The sequence below is a fragment of the Vibrio sp. 10N.286.46.A8 genome, assembly GCF_041470165.1.
Classification (GTDB): Bacteria; Pseudomonadota; Gammaproteobacteria; order Enterobacterales; family Vibrionaceae; genus Vibrio; species Vibrio tasmaniensis_A.
Window position 1 is genome coordinate 22,641 of sequence record NZ_JBFRLX010000165.1, and the last position, 696, is coordinate 23,336.

Consider the following 696-nt stretch of genomic DNA (forward strand, 5'->3'; position numbering starts at 1 on the left):
GGATTAGTCGGCGCTTTGCCACCGCCGAGAGACACAGGGGTTGCTGCACCTAGATTAGTTCCGGGCGCCATGGAAGCAACGTGGCTGGCAAGTAAAATATAGGTTCCGGCGCTCGCTGCTCGCGAACCCGCAGGCCCAACCCAAGTAGCGACTGGAATCGGTGAGGTGGTGATGGATCGAATAATGTCACGCATCGACGAATCTAACCCGCCAGGCGTATTCATTTTCAAAATGATGAGTTTTGCTTGCTCATCGTGAGCTTGTTCTATTTCTCTAGTGAGGTAATCACTGGTCGCCGGACCTATCCCTCCGTTCACCTCAATCACCCAGACATCATCGGCCTGAGCGAACACAGAGCTGAACAACAGAAGAAACGCAAACAAGTACTTTAATATAAAAGTCATAGCCCCTCTCCTTACAACTGAGATGCTAGATAGACGTTTTATTTAAAGCGCAGAGGTAACATCTTGGTAATAAATAGATACCTTAAGCATAGTTCAGGCTAAATTTCCCACAACAAGCTTTATCATTTTCAGCCAGATTAATCTGTATAGAAAAAACGCAAAGATATGGATTAAATGTTAACAAAAGTAAGCAAGCGACGCGAAGCACAATCCATTCACAAAGCGATCAATAAAAACACTTTTATAAATCTTACAAATAACCGAACAACGAAAAACCAAAGCAAACGTTTGC

General features: G+C 44.3%; 1 pseudogene. It reads right to left on the minus strand.

Features of this window, described 5'->3' with window-relative positions:
- Positions 1-404 (minus strand): annotated as a pseudogene (locus tag AB4232_RS16025) (nodulation protein NfeD); the annotation flags it as partial.
- Positions 405-696: the final 292 nt, after the last annotated feature.